Raw genomic sequence first — 17,015 nt, forward strand, 5'->3', positions numbered from 1 at the left:
CTCGCCCGAGCGGTAGCCTCCAAGGTTCGATGGGCGAACGGATCCGATGGCGAAGGGGCCCGGCAGGAAGGGCGGTGGTGCCAAGAGCGCCGATCCGGCCAACCGGCTGCTGGCTGACAACCGTCTGGCCAGACACCAGTACGAGATTCTCGAAAGCCTCGAGACCGGCATCGAACTGCTCGGCACCGAGGTGAAGTCGATCCGGGCCGGCCAGGTGAACCTGCGCGACGGCTTCTGCCTGATCCGCAACGGCGAGATGCAGCTCCACAACGTCCACATCTCTCCCCACAGCCACGCCGGCAAGTTCTTCAACCACGAGCCGCTGCGGGTGCGCAAGCTGCTGGCCCATCGGCGCGAGATCGACAAGCTGCGCGTCTCCCTCGACCAGAAGGGCCTCACCCTGATCCCGCTCAACCTGCACCTGAAGGGCTCCTGGATCAAGATCACCATCGGCCTGGGCAAGGGCCGCAAGCTGCACGACAAGCGCCAGGACGAAAAGAACAAGCAGATCGCCAAGGAGACACGGGCCGCCGTCGCCCGGCTCTGAGAAGCGGCCTCAGGGGTTGGCGGGTTCCACCGGCGGTGGCGGTGTGGGGGCCGCTGGGCTGGCAGGCGTCTGGGCGGCGCCAGGTGTGGGCGGTGCCGGCACGGGCGGCGTTTCGGGGTTCTCCTCAGGGGCGGGTGGGGCGTCCGGGGCCGGTGGGGGCGTTGGGGCCGGCGGATCGGCCCGCAGCGACAACCGGATCAGGGCCGGGGCGACGCCGTCGTTGGTGAGCAGCAGCTGCACCGGCGAGCCTTTCTGGGAGCCCAGGGTCACCACCCGCAGCGGCCCCCTGGCCTCCAGCGGGGTGCCCTCAGCGGAGAAGACGCTCATCTGCAGCAGGGGGGAGCCGTTGACCCCAAGGGCCAGGCCATGGCCGGCGGGGAGCCGGATCGGGAACAACCGGGCGCCGCTGGCGGGCACTTCGGCACTCAGGACCTGGGTGGCGCCGGAGGTGGCCTCGATCGGCTCGATCCTGAGGTTCTCCAGGGTCAGGTCAGCGGCGGCGTACCAGATCTGGCGGAAGGGCTCCGGCGGCATCGCCTGGGAGGCGCGGCTCGGCAGCAGGTTCTGCACACTCGCCGACACCAGCTCCCGCAGCACCGCCGGACTCAGGCCCTGGCGCACGAAACCGGCCTGGCGCGCCTCCCAGTCGCTGGCGCTGAAGTTGCCCAGGCGCCGGCGCAAGGGCAGGGGCAGCTGCTCCACCCTGGCCAGCCATTCCTCGGCCAGTTCGTTCCAGACCCGCCGCAGCGGGGCGTCCTCGAGGGTGTCGGAGGGAAGCCGGCCGTTGCGTTCCGGGTACTGGGCCAGCAGGGCCGCATCCACCAGGCTCAGGAACCAGGCCCGGTCGACCTGCATGGCCCGCAGGCGGTTGAGCAGCTGCTGGCGCTGATCCACCTCCGAGGGGGGCAGGCTGCTGGGAAGTTCGGGCACCCCGCCGGGGGGCGGTGTGGCCACCTTGCCGCGGCTCAGCCACCACCAGCCCAGCGCTGTGCCGACCACGGCAGACAGCACCAGGGCGATCAGCACCGGCCAGAAGCCCCCCTCAGCCGCCTCCTCCCGTTCCTCGTGGCGGCGCCGCAGGCTGTCGGTGGCGGCCACGGCGGTGGGCGGCGGCGGTGGGACCGCCATGCGGAGAGGCAGCTGGGGCTCCACCCGGGGCGATTCGGGCGGGCGTGGGGCCTCGGCGGCGGCGACCGGCGGCGGTGGCGGGGCCGGCGCCGCTGCGGGCACCAGGATCACGGTGCGATCAGCCCGGGGCACCGGGCCCGTGCTGTCGGGCATCGCCAGGGACTGGAACGCCACCAGGGCCTGCCCGGCCGAAGCGAAACGCTCGTCGGGATGGCGGCTCAGCAGGCGCTGCAGCTGGTGCCGCAGCTCCGGCTCGGCCTCCAGGGCCGCCGGCCAGCGCCACTGCATCGTGGTCGGGTCGAGCAGGCCCTCCGGGGCATCACCGCTCAGCAGCACCAGGGCCACCACCCCAAGGGCGTGCAGATCCATCCAGGGCTGGGCGGGCTCGCCCCTGGCCAGTTCCGGCGGGGCGTAGCCGGGCGTGGCGCCCAGCAGCCGTTCCCCGGCGCTACCGCCGGGGCTGCCCCGCACCAGGCCGAAATCGAGGGGCACCGGAAGGCCGTCGCTGTCGCGGCGCAGCAGGTTGGCGGGACTCAGATCTCCATGCAGCAGGTCCTGGCTGTGCAGGGCGGCGAGCACCGGCAGCAGCTGGCGCAGCAGCAGCAGCACCTCCCCCGCCCCGAACACCAGCTGACGCTCCGAGCGCAGGTCCAGCAACTGCTGGTAGGTACGGCCCGCCTGCCACTCCCGCACCAGCCAGAGCTGGTCGTCGGCCTCGATCACGGCGCCGATGCGGGGCACCTGGGGATGGAGCACCCCCTGCAGCCGCGACCAGAGGTCCCGGGCCCGGGCCTGGTCCTGCTCCGGTCCGATGCGGCGCAGGGCCACGGGCGCGTCGGCGGCCAGCTGGTCGCTGGCCAGCCACAACGCCCCCTGGGGCCCGGCGTTCTCCGTGCCGATACAGCGCTCCAGCCGGTAACGGCCGCCGATCACCTGACCCTGGGCTGCAGCTGCCGATGTCATGGAATCAGGGCTGCTCCGGTGCGCTCGGGTTGCTCCAGGCCGCGGCCCGCGAGCCAATCATGGTCGTAGAGGCGGGAGCGGTAGCGATCACCGCTGTCGCAGAGCACGGTAACGATGCGATGGCCGGGGCCCAGCCGCCGGGCCGTTTCCACCGCCGCCGCCACGTTGATGCCCACTGAGCCCCCCATGAACAGACCCTCCTGCCACAGCAGCCCGTAGATCGTGCGCAGGGCCATGGGGTCATCGATCCTGACGGCATCGTCGATCGGAGCCCCCGCCAGGTTGGCGGTGACGCGGCTGTTGCCGATGCCTTCGGTGATCGAATTCCCCTCGCTTTTCAAGCTGCCGTCGGTGGCCCAGCTGTAGAGGGCGCTGCCGCAGGGGTCGGCCAGGACGCAGCGGATCGACGGATCCTGCTCCTTGAGATACAGGGCCACCCCCGCATAGGTGCCGCCGGTGCCGGTGGCGGCCACCCAGGCATCCAGCCGACCGCCGGTCTGCTGCCAGATCTCCGGGCCGGTGCTGCCGTAGTGGGCGCGCCGATTGGCGAGATTGTCGAACTGGTTGGCCCAGAGGGCCCCGGGCGTCTCCTCGGCAATGCGGCCGGAGAGGCGCACGTAGTTGGCCGGGTCGCTGTAGGGCACCGCCGGCACCGTGCGCACCTCGGCGCCAAGGCTGCGCAGCAGGCCGATCTTCTCCGCCGACTGGGTTTCGGGGATGACGATCAGGCAGCGGTAGCCGCGGGCATTGCAGAGGTGGGTCAGGCCGATGCCGGTGTTGCCGGCGGTGCCTTCCACCACCGTGCCCCCAGGCTGCAGCTGGCCACTGGCCTCCGCCTCCTGGAGGATGCCCAGGGCGGCCCGGTCCTTCACCGACCCGCCGGGGTTCATGAACTCCGCCTTGCCGAGGATCTCGCAGCCGGTGAGGGCGCTGAGGGCATGGAGCCGGATCAGCGGCGTCCGGCCCACCGCGCCACTGAAACCTTCGCTGATTCCCGTCGTCATGCCATCGCTGTGGGCTCCCATGCGGCTGGCCTTCTCCATGGCTGCGTGGGCGGATCGTAGGGAACATCCCTAAGGTCGGCCCCAGAGAAGGTCAGGTCCATGGGCTCCAGGGCACACTCCCCGGCGGACAGCACCAGGCTCCTGCAACGGCTCCAGGCGGTCCGGCAACACAGTGAACGCCTGATCCAGGGTCTGGAACCAGAGGACCTCTGCCTGCAGGGCATGGCCGATGCCAGCCCGGCCAAGTGGCACCTGGGCCACACCACCTGGTTCTTCGAGACCTTCCTGCTGGACCCCCACCTGAGCGGCCATGAAACGCCCGATCGCCGCTGGGGCCATCTGTTCAACTCCTATTACGAGGCGATCGGCAGCCGCCACCCCCGCCCCCAGCGGGGTCTGCTCACCCGCCCGGCCATCGGCGAGGTGCTGGCCTGGCGCCGGCGCGTCGACGCCGGGCTGGAAACGCTGCTGCTGGAGCTGGATCGCCAGCCCGCCGAGACGGCCGCCCCCCTGCTGGAGCTGGTGGAACTGGGGCTGCAGCACGAGCAGCAGCACCAGGAGCTGCTGCTGATGGATCTGCTCGACGGCTTCAGCCGCAACCCGCTCGAGCCCGCCTACGGCCAGGAGCCCCCTGGGGCAGAGGCTTCTGAGGTCGCCGGCGGCTGGCGCTCCCACCCCGGCGGCCTGGTGGCGATCGGCCATGAAGGCGGCGGTTTCCATTTCGACAACGAAGCCCCCCGCCACCGGCAGTGGCTGGAGCCGTTCCTGGTGGCCGAAACGCTGGTCAGCAACCACGACTACGCCGCCTTCATCACCGACGGGGGCTACCGGCGGCCGGAGCTGTGGATGAGCGAGGGCTGGGCGGTGGTGCAGGAGCGTGGCTGGTGCGCCCCGCGCTACTGGCGCGGGGAGTGGGAATTCGGCCTGGCGGGCCGCCGGCCACGCCACCCCCAGGCGCCGGTGCGGCACCTGAGCTGGTTCGAGGCCGATGCCTACGCCCGCTGGAGCGGCGGCCGGCTGCCCAGCGAGGCCGAATGGGAGCTGGTGGTGGCGCAGGCCGCCCAGCCCGGCGGCCGCCCCCTGCCCCAGGCCTTCGCGGCCCTCTGGCAGTGGACCGCCAGCCCCTACCGTCCCTACCCCGGCTTCCACCCCCCCGCCGGTGCGGTAGGGGAATACAACGGCAAGTTCATGACCTCCCAGTTCGTGCTCCGGGGCAGCAGCTTCCTCACCCCGGCGGGCCACGCCCGAGCCACCTACCGCAACTTCTTTGCCCCCCACTGCCGCTGGATGGCCGCCGGCCTGCGCCTGGCCCGTGACGGAGCCAACGAGTCATGCTGATCGACCTCCATCCCGAGCCGGCCGACATGGCCCGGCTGGTGATCGAGGGCATGGGCCGCCAGCCGAAGCAGTTACCGGCCTGGTTGCTCTACGACGCCGAGGGGTCGCGCCTGTTCGAGGCGATCTGCGAGCAGCCGGAGTACGGCCTCACCCGCACTGAAACGGCCCTGCTGGAGGCACGGGCGGCCGAGCTGGCCGCCGCCCTCGGGCCCGGGGTGGTGGTGGAGTTCGGGGCCGGCAGCGCCCGCAAGGTGAGCCCGCTGCTGGGCGCCCTGCAGCCGGCGGCCTACGTGGCCCTCGACATCAGCGCCGACCACCTGGCGCCCGCCTGCCGGGCCCTGCAGCGCCGCCACCCCGACCTGCCTGTGCTGGGCATCTGCTGCGACTACAGCCTCCTGGAACAGCTGCCGGGTCACCCCGCCCTGGAGGGCCATGGGCGGCTGGGTTTCTACCCGGGCAGTTCGATCGGTAACTTCGATCCCGCCGGCGCCCAGGCACTGCTGCGCCAGTTCCGCCGGCTGCTGGGGGCCGGCAGCCGCGTGCTGATCGGCATCGACCAGCCCAAGGCGGTGCAGCGGCTGGAGGCGGCCTACAACGATGCGGCCGGCTGGTCGGAAGCCTTTGCCCGCAACCTGCTCACCCGGCTCAACCGCGATCTGGACGGCGACTTCCAGGCGACCGACTTCCAGTACCGGGCCTGGTGGGACGCCGATCAGGGCCGCATCGCCATGGCCCTGGTGAGCCAGCGGGACCTGGAGGTGCGGCTGGCGGACCGCTGCTGGCCGTTCGCGGCCGGTGAGCCGCTGATCACGGAGTACAGCTACAAGTACAGCCCCGAGGCCTTCCTCGCCCTGGCGGCCTCGGCCGGCTGGCGGGGGGCAGGCCGCTGGAGCGACCCGGCCGGCGATTTCGCCCTGCATCTGCTGGTGCAGGCAGACTCGGAACAGCACCGGAGTGATCGATGAGCAGGGAGGAGCAGCGCCAGTCCATGCGCGGGGTGCGTGAAGGGCTGATCGAGGAACTCGAGGGCCTGTACCGCAAGGCCTTCGACCGCATCGGCGAGCAGGACCTGGGCGAAGGGGCCATCGCCCGGCTCACCCAGCTGCTGCTGCGCTCCCGCGAGGCGGCCATCACCCCCCTGCAGGAAGAGATCGAAGCGCCCCTGATCACCCGCGCCCCCGGCGAACCCCTGCCATGAGCAGCTGGCTGGAGGAACTGGAGGCGCGGCTGGATCAGCAGCTGGAGAGCTTCCTGCGCACCAATCCCCAGCAGGAAGAGCTGCTGCGGGGCCAGGCCGCCCGCGACCGCCAGCGGCAGTTGCTGGCCGAACGGGTCCGCCTGCGGCAGCAGGCCGAGGAGCAGCGGCAGCAGCTGCTGAAGCTGGCCGAGGAGATCCGCCAGTGGCAGGGGCGGATCGGCCGGGCCCGGAGCGCCGGGGCCGGGGAGCTGGCCGGCCGCGCCGAAGCCCATGTGGCGGGCCTGATGGACCAGGGCCGCCAACGCTGGCAGGCCCTCACCGACCTGGGCCAGCGCTTCACCAGCGTCGAGCAGGAGCTGGCCGAGCTCGCCAGCCAGCGCAGCTCCGGCCCCGCCGCCACCCCCGACCTGGAGGCCGACTGGGCCCGGTTCGAGGCCCAGCAGGAGCTGCAGGAGCTGAAGCGGCGCAGCCAGCGCTGAGCCACCCCACCCCATGGGATTTCTGCTCTCCAAACTGCTGCCCCTCGGCCTCTACCCCCTCGGCCTGGCCCTGCTGCTGCAGATCGCGGGCCTGGCCAACCGCCAGCGCCGCTTCGGTCCGGTCCTCTCCAGTGTGGGGATCGTGCTGCTCTGGCTGGCGGCCACGCCCCTGCTGAGCCGCCAGCTGGTGTGGGGGCTGGAGGAACGGGCCGCCCGGCTGACGCCGTCGCCGATCCCCCGGGCCGACGCGGTGCTGGTGCTGGGGGGAGGGCTGCGGCCCGCCCTGCCGCCACGCCAGGGGGTGGAAGTGAACGAGGCCGGCGACCGGCTGCTGCGCGCCGTGGCCCTGATGCGCGAGGGCAAGGCCCCCTGGCTGCTGGTGACCGGCGGCAGGGTCACCTTCATGGCCAACGATCCGGCCGCTGGCGAGGCCCGGCTGGCCAAGGCCCTGGCCACCAGCCTGGGGGTGGCGGCCGATCGGATCGTCACCAGTGAAGAGGGGCGCAACACGGCGGAAGAGACCGCCGCCCTGGTGCGGGTGGCCCGCCAGCGGGGCTGGAGCTCCCTGCTGCTGGTCACCAGCGCCACCCACCTGCCCCGCTCGCTGGCCACCCTGCGCCGGGCAGCACCCGAGTTCCGGATCATCCCGGTGGCCTGCGACTTCCAGCTGGCCGACCGAAGATCCTTCGGCACCCCCACCCTGGCCGGCAGCCTGATGGGTCTGCTGCCCAGCGCCGAGGCACTGGTGCTGACCACCTCCGCCATGCGGGAGCATCTGGGCCTGCTCGCCTACCGCTGGCGGGGCTGGATCTGAGCCGCCGCTGCCACGGCCCGTTGGAGCTCTACTTCTTGGGCACCGGGGGCACCAGGCTCACCCCTTCGGGCGGCGGAGTGGGGTCGGGATCGGCGATCAGCATGTGCTGCAGCACGATCTCCGGACGTTCACTGTCCCGCCAGCGGATGCGATAGGCGGGCATCTTGGTCCCCCGGCTGGTGGTCTGCTCCACGGGCTCCATGACCCAGCCACGACGCGATCGCCCCTGGGGATTGCGCTTCACCACAGCATCGGCGTGTTGAAAGCGAAAACCGACGCGCTCACCACTCATACCAGAGCCCCGAGGGGGAAAAGGCCTACTGGGGCCATTATCCCACTGCGTCGGTTCCGGCCTTGTCGCGGGCCTCCGGGCGCAGCAGGGGGAAGGCGATCACATCACGGATCGAGGGGCTGTCGGTGAGCAGCATCGCCAGCCGGTCGATGCCGATGCCGAGGCCGCCGGTGGGGGGCATGCCCACCTCCAGGGCGTGCAGGAAGTCCTCATCCACCGTCTGGGCTTCCGGATCGCCCGCCTGGCGGCGCAGCTGCTGCAGCTCCAGCCTGGCCCGCTGATCCAGCGGATCGATCAGCTCGCTGAAGGCGTTGGCCGTCTCCCGCCCGACGATGAACAGCTCGAAGCGCTCCACCAGCCCCGGCTTGCTGCGATGGGCCCGGGCCAGGGGCGAGTTCTCCACCGGGTAATCCATCACGAAGGTGGGCTGCACCAGGGTGGTCTCCACCGCCTGCTCGAAGGCCTCCACCAGCAGCCGGCCCATACTGTCGGCCGCCTCGGGGACCGCCAGGCCGGCGGCCTCCATGGCCGCGGCCGCCTGGGAGCGCTCGCTGAAGCTGTGGAAATCCAGGCCAGTCGCCTGCTCCACCAGCTCGTGCATGGTGACCCGGCGCCAGGGCGGGGTGAGATCGATCGCCGTGCCCTGGTAAGTGACCCGGGTGTCCCCACAGACCTCCAGACAGGCCGCGGCCAGCAGCTGCTCGGTGAGGTCCATCATCGTGTGGTAGTCGGCGAAGGCCTGGTAGATCTCCACCGACGTGAATTCGGGGTTGTGCCGGGTGCTGATCCCCTCGTTGCGGAAGATGCGGCCGAGCTCGTAGACCCGCTCGAAGCCCCCCACCACCAGCCGCTTGAGGTGCAGCTCGGTGGCGATGCGCAGGGTGAGGGGCAGGTCGAGGGCGTTGTGGTGGGTGGCGAAGGGGCGGGCGTCGGCACCACCCGCTTCGGTCTGCAGGACGGGCGTTTCAATCTCAAGGAAGCCGCGATCGTCGAGCCAGCGGCGCATGGCGCTCACCAGCCGCGCCCGCCGCCGGAAGGTCTCACGGGTGTGGGGCGAGACGATCAGATCGAGGTAGCGCTGGCGGTAGCGCTTCTCCACATCCGCCAGGCCGTGCCACTTGTCGGGCAGGGGCTGGAGCGCCTTGGTGAGCATCACCCAGTCGGTCACCTTGACCGAGAGTTCGCCCCGATCGGTGCGGCGCAGGCTGCCGTGCACGCCGATCCAGTCGCCGCCATCCACCAGGGAAGTGATCTGGGCGAAGCCTTCGGGCTCCTCCGGGTGGGCCGCCAGCAGGGTGGCCTTCTCGATGAACAGCTGGATCGGGCCGGATTCGTCGGCGATGGTGAAGAAGGCCAGCTTGCCCATCACCCGCCGGGTCATCACCCGGCCGGCAATCGCCACCACCTCCGCCCGCTCTTCGCCATTGGGCAGGTCGGCATGGGCCTGCTGCAGCTCGGCGGTGCGGTGGCTGGGGGCGAAGCCGAGCGCATAGGGGGCCCGACCGAGGGACTCCAGGGTGCGGGCTTTCTCCAGACGGGTCTCACGCAGATCCGACAAGGCAGGCAGGGCGATGGAGAAGGGTCGCAGCCATCCTGCAGGATCAGCCTGCGGCAGCCAGGGTGGCCTCGCCCATCCGCTGGGAGGCGTAGCCCGTGCCCCGCACCGTGAGGATCAGCTCGGGGTTGCGGGGATCGGGCTCGAGCTTGCCGCGCAGTCGGGCCACGTAGACATCCACCACGCGCAGGTCGGCGGCCCGGCGGGGGGGATAGCCCCAGAGCTGCTCGAGGATCTCAGCCCGCGGCACCACCCGGCCCGGCTCCCGGAACAGCAGCTCCAGCAGGCTGAATTCGGTATAGGTGAGGGCGATGCGCTGCCCCCCCCGGGTCACCTGACGGCGGTTGGTGTCGACCACCAGATCGCCCACCCGCAGCACACCGGAGCCGGTGGGCAGCTCCCGCGGTTCGCTGGTGGCCGCCCCCCGGCCCATGCGCCGCAGGATCGTGGAGATGCGAGCTTCGAGTTCCTTGGGGCTGAAGGGCTTGGGCAGGTAGTCGTCGGCCCCCAGATCCAGGCCCGCCACCCGCTCGGCGATGGCATCGAGGGCGGAAAGAAAGATGATCGGCACGCAGGATTCGGCCCGCAGGCGCCGGCAGACAGCAAAGCCGTCCAGCTTGGGCAGCATCACATCGAGCACGACCAGGTCGGGCTGCTCCTTGTGGAAGAGCGCCAGGGCCTCCTCGCCGTCCTCGGCACAGAGCACGCGGTAGCCCGACAGCTGGAGACGCATCTGCAGCACGCGGCGCACTGCTGCTTCGTCATCGACGACCAGCAGGGTGGCAATTGGCTGGGAGGGCTGCTGGTCGGAAGGGAGCGTGGACGAGGGTTGCTGGGAGGGGGACCCACCGCCGCCGGATGCCTCCAGATCAGCACCATCGGTGAAGGAGGATGCAACCGTGGGCATGGGCAACGCTCCGGTCCGCTCGGATGAAGAATCGCAACCATAACGCGACGTCGTCTGGGACGGCGAGCACGGAATCGGCTCCGGCACTGGGGTTCTGAGCCAAAGGCAACATTTCTTCAGAATGCCTGTGCCGCCGGCCGCTCCCCTCAGGGCCAGCGGGCCTCGGCATAGCGGTTCCACTGCAACGCGGCTTCGGCCAGGGCTTCGTCGCTGCCGAGCTGCCCCAACATGGCGCGCTGCAGCTGGGTGTAAAGGATCGCCTGCAGCCGCTTCACCCCCGGGGTGGCCGGCACCAGCACCCTGGCTTGGGCCAGGGTCTCGATCGAAAGCAGCCGGGCGTTGTGCACCAGGCGTTCCTGGCCATCACCTGGAACCGCCCCCCGCAGCTTCCGCTCCAGGCTCGCCAGCGCTCCCCTGGAGGAGGGCAGCACCCGGGCCTCCTCAGCGAAGGCCAGCTGGTTGGCCGCATCGCTCAGGAACAGGGCGAAGCTCACCGCCTCAGGGGCCATGGCGCTCTGGCGGGGCACCACCAAGTTCATCACCGCCACGTTGGCCTCCCCGTTGGCTCCGGTCAGGGGCGGGAAGGGGGCGGAGGTGGCGGCGATGCCGGGGGCGTTGGTCTGGAGGTTGCGCAGAAAATCGGGGCCACTGGCCACCTGGGCCAGATCCCCGGCCTGGAACAGCTCAATGGCCCGTCGGTATCCCTGGCTGACCACCTCCCGCGGCAGCAGCCCGCGGCGGTAGAGGTCGCTCCAGAAGGCGAAGGCCCGCCGGCCGGCCGGACTCTTGAAGGCCGCCCGCTGGCGGTCGTTGAGCAGTTGCACCCCCATCTGCACCAGGGCCTCCATCAGTTCACCGGAGTCGTCGGGGACGACGGTGACGAACAGGGCGTAACGACCGGTGCGGCGCCGGACGGCTTCGGCGTAGGCCGGCACCTCCTCCCAGCGGCGGGGCGGGGCGGTGAGGCCGGCCCGCTGCAGCAAGCGGCGGTTGGCGATCGTCACCCGGGCCGTCAGGTACCAGGGAATGCCGAACTGCTCGCCCTGCTGCTGGCCCGAGGTCCAGATGCCGGCCAGGTAGCGATCGGCGGCGTCGGGGGGGAGCAGGGGGGTGAGATTCCGCAGCCCCCCCTTGCTGGCCAGGTTGGCGGCGAAGTTGGGGTTGAGGTTGACCAGGTCGGGGGCGGTGCGGGCGAACACCGCCGCCAGCAGCTTGCGTTCCACCGAGCCCCAGGGCACGTCGGTCCAGCGCACGGTCACGCCGGGGTGGACCTGCTCCCAGGCCGCGATCACCCGCCGCATGTAGGTGTTGAAGCGGGGCGCCAGATCCAGGGTCCAGACGTTCAGCACCTTGCCCTCCCTGGGTCTGGGCCCCCGGGCGCAGGCTCCGGCGCCCAGGGCGAGGGCGACGGGGGCGGCCAGCAGCCGCAGGGCCTGGCGTCGTGGCAGGGATCTGGGCATCACTCAGCGCCGCCAGCCGGAGCCCACCTGGCGCCAGAGCAGCAGCTGCAGGGAACAGAGCATCGGGGCGAGCAGGGCCGTGATCAGGGTCTGGGCGAGCAGGACCCGCAGGCCGGGACCTGCCAGATCATCCCAGCGCCACCCCGGCAGGGCCAACAGGGCGGGGTTCAGCCCCTGACCCTCCAGGCGGCGGCCCAGCTCCGGTCCCGCCAGCTGGATCGCCTCCCGGGTGCCCACCCAGTCCTGGACCCCCCACTGCAGGATCAGGGTGAGGCCGAGCAGGGCCGTGCCCAGCAACGCCAGCAGACCGAGGCTGAAACTGCGCTGGATCGGCGGTGCCCGGCGTCCCATCCGCCCCCACCACCAGCCCAGCAGCAGCAGGGCGGGCGCCTGGGTGACACCGCCGGGGTACACCGCATCCAGCAGCAGCCCCAGGGCGAGGCCGGCGCAGGCCCCGGAGAAGGGGCCGTCGCTCAGCGCCCAGGGCAACAGCCACAGCACCGCCCAGCAGGGGCCGACGCCGTCGAGGCTGAGCCAGCCCGGCGAGGCCAGGACGAGCAACGGCACCAGCAGGGCCGAGGCGGCGAGCAGGGGCTGCCGGATGAGCAGGTCCATCAGCGCACCTGCACCTGCACCCAGTCGAGGGCCGACACCGGCGCAATCAGCTGAACCACCGCCTCCGGTGCAGGGTCGGCATTGGCATCCATGGTCTGGATCACCCCCACCGGCAGGTTCGGCGGCACCAGGGTGCTGGCGGGCGATGTCACCACCACATCACCGGGGCGGGCCTGGGGATCCTTCTCCAGGAAACGCAGCAGGGGCCGGGCGGAGCCGATGCCGGTGAGCAGGCCGTGGTGCTGGGTGCGCCCCACCCACACCCCGACCCGGCTGCGGGGGTCGGTGAGCAGGGTGACGCTGGCGGTGCTGGGGGTGACGCTGCCCACCAGGCCGACCAGACCACCCGGACCGAGCACCGCCTGTCCGGCGCGGATGCCGCTGAGGGCCCCCTGGCCGAGCAGCAACTGGCGCCACCAGCCCGAGCCATCACGGGAGATCACCGGAGCGGTGACCCGGTTGGGATTCTGCTTCTGCAGCTCCAGGAGGCTTCGCAGCCGTTGGTTGTCCTGCTCCAGCTGGGCCAGGCGGGTCCCATCCTCCACCCGCCGGGCTGACTGCAGCCATTCGGCCTGGGCCGTCCCGGGCCAGAAGGGTCGGCTCAGGAGCGCATAGGCATCAGAGAGAACCGCCCCCTTGCTGAGGCGCACGGCCACGAGGGCCAGCAGCACCAGCAGCCAGGGGGTGATCCGTCGCAGGGACGAGCCTTGGACGAAACGCAGCCAGCTCCATGCCGGCATGGGGATCAGGCCGTCTGACGGAGAAATTCGGGGGTGTCAAGCACCCGCTCCAGCCGGCTGTAGTCCTCCAGGACCATGCCGCAGCCGTTGACCACGCAGAGCAGGGGGTCTTCGGCCACGTGGGTGAGGATGCCGGTTTCGTGGCTGATCAGGTCGCAGATGCCCCGCACCAGGGCACCGCCGCCGGCCAGCATGATGCCCCGGTCGACGATGTCGGCGGCCAGCTCGGGAGGGGTGCGCTCCAGGGTGCGCTTGACCGCCTCGACGATCACATTGAGCGGCTCCGCCATGGCTTCACGGATGTCTCCGGCGCGGATGTTGATCGTGCGCGGCAGGCCGGAGAGCAGGTGCAGACCGCGCACGTCCATGGAGGTCTCGTCGTGGCCGTCGTCGGGGAACGCCGAGCCGATGCGGATCTTGATGTCCTCGGCGGTGCGCTCCCCCACCACCAGGTTGTGCACCTTCTTGAGGTAGACGCTGATGGCGTCGCTCAGCTCGTCACCCGCCACCCGCACCGACTCGCTCAGCACGGTGCCGCCCAGGCTGAGCACGGCCACCTCGGTGGTGCCGCCGCCGATGTCGACGATCATGGTGCCCACCGGATCGGTGACCGGCAGGCCAGCGCCGATGGCGGCCGCCACCGGCTCATCGATCAGGTGCACCTGCCGGGCCCCGGCGAGGCCAGCCTGGTGCACGGCCCGGCGCTCGACGCCGGTGACACCGCTGGGGATGCCGATCACCAGGCGGGGGGCGATCACGCCGCGGCCTTCGTTGCCCTTCTGGATGAAGCTTTTGATCATCTGCTCAGCGGCATCGAAGTCGGCGATGACGCCGTCGCGCAGGGGCCGGATCGCGCGGATGTTGCCGGGGGTGCGGCCCAGCATCAGCTTGGCCTCCTCCCCCACCGCCAGGGGGGTGCCGCGCTCCAGGTCGATCGCCACCACGGACGGCTCCTGCAGCACGATCCCCTTGCCCGAGACGTACATCAGTGTGTTGGCCGTCCCCAGATCGATGCCGATATCGCGGGAGAACTGGAAACGGCGGAAAAACACGGGCAAGGCCTCTGGCAGCGGTGAATCATAGGTGGGGCCATCCCGGCGGACCGGTCAAGCCGCTGTGGGTGTGACAACCGGGACGAAGGGTGGAACGGAAAGGGAGAGGCCCCCGATCGGGGTGCCCCATCATTGATCCACTCGTTCCAGGAGCACGCCATGGGCGTCAATTCCATCACCCTCGTCGGCCGGGCCGGCCGCGACCCGGAGGTCCGTTACTTCGAATCCGGCAGCATGGTCGCCAACCTCACCCTGGCGGTGAACCGCCGCAGCCGCGACGACGAGCCCGACTGGTTCAACCTGGAAATCTGGGGCAAGCAGGCCCAGGTGGCCGCCGACTACGTCCGCAAGGGTGCCCTGATCGGCATCATCGGTTCCTTCAAGCTCGACCGCTGGACGGACAGGGCCAGTGGCGAGGAGCGCAGCAAGCCCGTAATCCGGGTCGATCGGCTGGAGCTGCTCGGCAGCAAGCGGGACGCCGAAGGAGGCGGTGGCGGCAGCTTCGGCGGTGGTTTCGGCGGCGGCGAACCCAGCGAGGAGGAAGTGCCGTTCTGAGCCTGCGGGCACGGATTTGGCCCTGGGGGCTTGTGCCAGTGACTCAGCCGGGTTATCAAGCGTCCGAAGCCAGAGAAGGCGCCCCCCGGGGCGCCTTTTTTACTGTCAGGGGCGGTTCCGGCTCTGCTTCCAGATGCGCAGCCCCAGCCAAACGGCCCCGGCCAGCACCGCCAGCACGAGCAGAACCTTCACCACCTTGGCGGCGGGCGCGATCCAGAGCTCGACCTTGGTGTAGCTCTCCCCCAGGGCCAGGCCCGCCAGCGTCAGCAGCAGGGTCCAGATCAGGCTGCCGGCGGTGGTCCAGAGCAGAAAGGGCGTCAGAGGCATCATTTCAATGCCGGCGGGCACCGAGATGAGGGTGCGAATGCCGGGCACCAGCCGGCCCCAGAACACCAGGGCCGTGCCGTGGCGGCTGAACCAGCGGCGGCTGCGGTGCAGTTCCTGGGGACTGATGCCGATCCAGCGTCCGTGGCGCTCGAGCCAGTGCTCGATGCGCTCCTCGTTCACCAACCGGCCGATGCCGTACCAGGGAAGGGCGCCGAGAACGGTGCCCAGCAGGCCCGCCAGCACCACCGGAATCAGGGAGAGCTTGCCCTGCTGCACATAAAACCCCCCGAGCGGCATGATCAGCTCGGAGGGAATCGGGGGGAACAGGTTCTCCAGAAACATGGCCGCGAAGATCGCGCCATAGCCCGTTGCAGGGTTGGCCTCCACCGCCGACCCGATCATCTCGGGCAGCTTCTGGACCAGTTCGATCGCCATCGGGCCAGCCGGATCAGAGGCGCCAGTCTTCCACGACGGCCCGGACACTGCCAGCAGTGCCGGGCCGTCGCCGCTCAGTAGCGGTAGTGGTCGAGCTTGTAGGGGCCTTCGACGGGGACAGCGATGTAGGCGGCCTGCTCGGCCGTGAGCTCGGTGAGCCGGGCGCCGATCCGCTCGAGGTGCAGGCGGGCCACCATCTCATCGAGGTGCTTGGGCAGCACGTAGACCTCCTTGCCGTAGGCATCGCCCTTGGTGAACAGCTCGATCTGGGCCAGCACCTGGTTGGTGAAGGAGTTGCTCATCACGAAGCTGGGGTGGCCGGTGCCGCAGCCCAGGTTCACCAGCCGGCCCTCAGCCAGCAGGATGATCCGGTTGCCGCTGGGCAGGATCACGTGATCCACCTGGGGCTTGATGTTCTCCCAGGCGTACTGCTTGAGGGACGCCACATCGATTTCGTTGTCGAAGTGGCCGATGTTGCACACGATCGCCTGGTTCTTCATGGCGAGCAGGTGCTCATGGCGGATCACCTGGTAGTTCCCCGTGGCGGTCACGAAGATGTCCACATCCGCCACCACGTCCTCAAGACGGACGACGCGGTAGCCCTCCATGGCGGCCTGCAGGGCGCAGATCGGATCGATCTCGGCGATCATCACCGTGGCACCGAGCCCACGCAGGGACTGGGCCGAACCCTTGCCCACGTCGCCGTAGCCCAGCACCAGGGCCACCTTGCCGGCCACCATCACATCGGTGGCGCGCTTGATGCTGTCGACCAGCGATTCGCGGCAGCCGTAGAGATTGTCGAACTTGCTCTTGGTGACCGAATCGTTGACGTTGATGGCCGGGAAGGGCAGCTCACCGCTCTTCTGCATCTGGTACAGACGGGCCACGCCGGTGGTGGTCTCCTCGGTCACGCCCTGGATGTTGGCGTAGATGCGGGAGTAGAAGCCGGGCTGCACCGCCAGACGCTGGCGGATGGAGTTGAACAGGGCCACTTCCTCCTCGCTGGAAGGGCTGTCGAGCACCGAGAGATCCTTCTCGGCCTTGCTGCCGAGCACCACGAGGCCGGTGGCATCGCCGCCGTCATCGAGGATCATGTTGGGGGTGCCACCATCGCCCCACTCGAGGATGCGGTGGGTGAAGGCCCAGTACTCATCAAGGGTTTCGCCCTTGTAGGCAAACACCGGGATGCCGGCGGCGGCGATGGCGGCGGCGGCGTGATCCTGGGTGGAGAAGATGTTGCAGGACGCCCAACGCACTTCGGCGCCGAGGGCCACCAGGGTCTCGATCAGAACGGCGGTCTGGATCGTCATGTGGAGACTGCCGGCGATCCGGGCCCCCTTGAGGGGTTGCTCGGTGCCGTAGGTCTGACGCAGGGCCATCAGGCCGGGCATCTCGGTTTCGGCGATCGCCAGTTCCTTGCGGCCCCAGTCGGCCAGGCCGAGATCGGCGATCACATAGGAACTTGTGGCCTGAACGCCAGCAAACGCAGCCTCAGGGCTGGAAGGTGTTGCCACCATGAAGGGAAAGCTCCCTGACGGGAGGACGAAACAATGGAAATATCTGCAGAGACGCCGAGGCTTCGGGCTCGCTGGCAGGCAATCTACAA

At 70.3% G+C, this 17,015-nt stretch carries 18 protein-coding genes; 7 read left to right on the forward strand and 11 right to left on the reverse strand.

Going from position 1 to position 17,015, the window contains the following annotated elements; all coding sequences use genetic code 11:
* The first annotated feature begins 46 nt into the window (after positions 1-46).
* Positions 47-547: an SsrA-binding protein SmpB gene (gene smpB / locus KBZ12_RS11935; RefSeq protein ID WP_254958192.1), complete on the forward strand. Its 501-nt coding sequence runs from the start codon at positions 47-49 to the stop codon at positions 545-547.
* A 9-nt stretch (positions 548-556) separates the two neighbouring features.
* On the opposite strand, the gene KBZ12_RS11940 is transcribed toward smpB, so the two are convergent.
* Together KBZ12_RS11940 and KBZ12_RS11945 are read right to left on the reverse strand one after the other, a co-directional pair.
* On the reverse strand, positions 557-2,638 hold the full coding sequence (locus KBZ12_RS11940; protein ID WP_254958193.1) for a protein kinase domain-containing protein: 2,082 nt from the start codon (positions 2,636-2,638) through the stop codon (positions 557-559).
* Complete coding sequence (locus KBZ12_RS11945) at positions 2,635-3,681, reverse strand: cysteine synthase A (RefSeq protein WP_396101122.1); 1,047 nt, start codon at positions 3,679-3,681, stop codon at positions 2,635-2,637. Before KBZ12_RS11945 ends, KBZ12_RS11940 begins: the two co-directional genes overlap by 4 nt.
* 60 nt (positions 3,682-3,741) lie before the next feature.
* Here KBZ12_RS11945 and egtB point away from each other — a divergent pair, with 60 nt between their 5' ends.
* Genes egtB through KBZ12_RS11970 form a run of 5 tightly spaced genes read left to right on the forward strand, consistent with a single transcriptional unit; the run spans position 3,742 to position 7,471 of the window.
* Positions 3,742-4,980, forward strand: coding sequence for an ergothioneine biosynthesis protein EgtB (gene egtB, locus KBZ12_RS11950; RefSeq protein WP_254958194.1), 1,239 nt, complete (start codon positions 3,742-3,744; stop codon positions 4,978-4,980).
* The gene (gene egtD / locus KBZ12_RS11955; protein ID WP_254958196.1) at positions 4,974-5,945 is read left to right on the forward strand and encodes an L-histidine N(alpha)-methyltransferase; all 972 of its coding nucleotides are present in this window, start codon (positions 4,974-4,976) and stop codon (positions 5,943-5,945) included. The genes egtB and egtD overlap by 7 nt, the downstream gene beginning before the upstream one ends.
* Positions 5,942-6,178, forward strand: a complete 237-nt coding sequence (locus KBZ12_RS11960; RefSeq protein ID WP_254958197.1) for a hercynine metabolism small protein — start codon at positions 5,942-5,944, stop codon at positions 6,176-6,178. The genes egtD and KBZ12_RS11960 overlap by 4 nt, the downstream gene beginning before the upstream one ends.
* Positions 6,175-6,657 carry a hercynine metabolism protein gene (locus KBZ12_RS11965; protein ID WP_254958198.1) on the forward strand — a complete coding sequence of 161 codons (483 nt, stop codon included), beginning with the start codon at positions 6,175-6,177 and terminating at the stop codon, positions 6,655-6,657. Before KBZ12_RS11960 ends, KBZ12_RS11965 begins: the two co-directional genes overlap by 4 nt.
* Before the next feature lie 13 nt (positions 6,658-6,670).
* Complete coding sequence (locus tag KBZ12_RS11970) at positions 6,671-7,471, forward strand: YdcF family protein (protein ID WP_254958199.1); 801 nt, start codon at positions 6,671-6,673, stop codon at positions 7,469-7,471.
* 28 nt (positions 7,472-7,499) lie between these two features.
* Here the strand turns inward: KBZ12_RS11970 and KBZ12_RS11975 are convergent, their stop codons facing one another.
* The 7 genes from KBZ12_RS11975 to KBZ12_RS12005 all read right to left on the reverse strand — a co-directional run bounded on the left by KBZ12_RS11975 (position 7,500) and on the right by KBZ12_RS12005 (position 14,092).
* Positions 7,500-7,763 carry a hypothetical protein gene (locus tag KBZ12_RS11975; protein ID WP_015109772.1) on the reverse strand — a complete coding sequence of 88 codons (264 nt, stop codon included), beginning with the start codon at positions 7,761-7,763 and terminating at the stop codon, positions 7,500-7,502.
* A gap of 37 nt (positions 7,764-7,800) precedes the next feature.
* Positions 7,801-9,321 (reverse strand): lysine--tRNA ligase, encoded by a 1,521-nt coding sequence (gene lysS, locus KBZ12_RS11980; protein ID WP_254958200.1) that lies wholly within the window; start codon positions 9,319-9,321, stop codon positions 7,801-7,803.
* 43 nt (positions 9,322-9,364) lie between these two features.
* Positions 9,365-10,225: a response regulator transcription factor RpaB gene (gene rpaB / locus KBZ12_RS11985; RefSeq protein ID WP_254958201.1), complete on the reverse strand. Its 861-nt coding sequence runs from the start codon at positions 10,223-10,225 to the stop codon at positions 9,365-9,367.
* Positions 10,226-10,371: 146 nt separating this feature from the next.
* The gene (locus KBZ12_RS11990; RefSeq protein WP_254958202.1) at positions 10,372-11,685 is read right to left on the reverse strand and encodes a sugar ABC transporter substrate-binding protein; all 1,314 of its coding nucleotides are present in this window, start codon (positions 11,683-11,685) and stop codon (positions 10,372-10,374) included.
* 3 nt (positions 11,686-11,688) lie between these two features.
* The gene (locus KBZ12_RS11995) at positions 11,689-12,300 is read right to left on the reverse strand and encodes a rod shape-determining protein MreD (protein ID WP_254958203.1); all 612 of its coding nucleotides are present in this window, start codon (positions 12,298-12,300) and stop codon (positions 11,689-11,691) included.
* On the reverse strand, positions 12,300-13,040 hold the full coding sequence (gene mreC / locus KBZ12_RS12000) for a rod shape-determining protein MreC (RefSeq protein ID WP_254958205.1): 741 nt from the start codon (positions 13,038-13,040) through the stop codon (positions 12,300-12,302). Before mreC ends, KBZ12_RS11995 begins: the two co-directional genes overlap by 1 nt.
* Positions 13,041-13,045: 5 nt before the next feature.
* Complete coding sequence (locus KBZ12_RS12005; protein WP_254958251.1) at positions 13,046-14,092, reverse strand: rod shape-determining protein; 1,047 nt, start codon at positions 14,090-14,092, stop codon at positions 13,046-13,048.
* Between the two features lie 159 nt (positions 14,093-14,251).
* Here KBZ12_RS12005 and KBZ12_RS12010 point away from each other — a divergent pair, with 159 nt between their 5' ends.
* Positions 14,252-14,647, forward strand: a complete 396-nt coding sequence (locus KBZ12_RS12010) for a single-stranded DNA-binding protein (protein ID WP_216920242.1) — start codon at positions 14,252-14,254, stop codon at positions 14,645-14,647.
* A gap of 105 nt (positions 14,648-14,752) precedes the next feature.
* On the opposite strand, the gene KBZ12_RS12015 is transcribed toward KBZ12_RS12010, so the two are convergent.
* Both KBZ12_RS12015 and ahcY read right to left on the reverse strand, forming a co-directional pair.
* Complete coding sequence (locus tag KBZ12_RS12015; protein WP_254958206.1) at positions 14,753-15,409, reverse strand: DedA family protein; 657 nt, start codon at positions 15,407-15,409, stop codon at positions 14,753-14,755.
* A 74-nt stretch (positions 15,410-15,483) separates the two neighbouring features.
* Complete coding sequence (gene ahcY / locus KBZ12_RS12020; RefSeq protein WP_254958207.1) at positions 15,484-16,926, reverse strand: adenosylhomocysteinase; 1,443 nt, start codon at positions 16,924-16,926, stop codon at positions 15,484-15,486.
* Positions 16,927-17,015: the final 89 nt, after the last annotated feature.

This window comes from Cyanobium sp. Cruz CV13-4-11 (genome assembly GCF_024346055.1).
GTDB lineage: Bacteria > Cyanobacteriota > Cyanobacteriia > PCC-6307 > Cyanobiaceae > Cyanobium.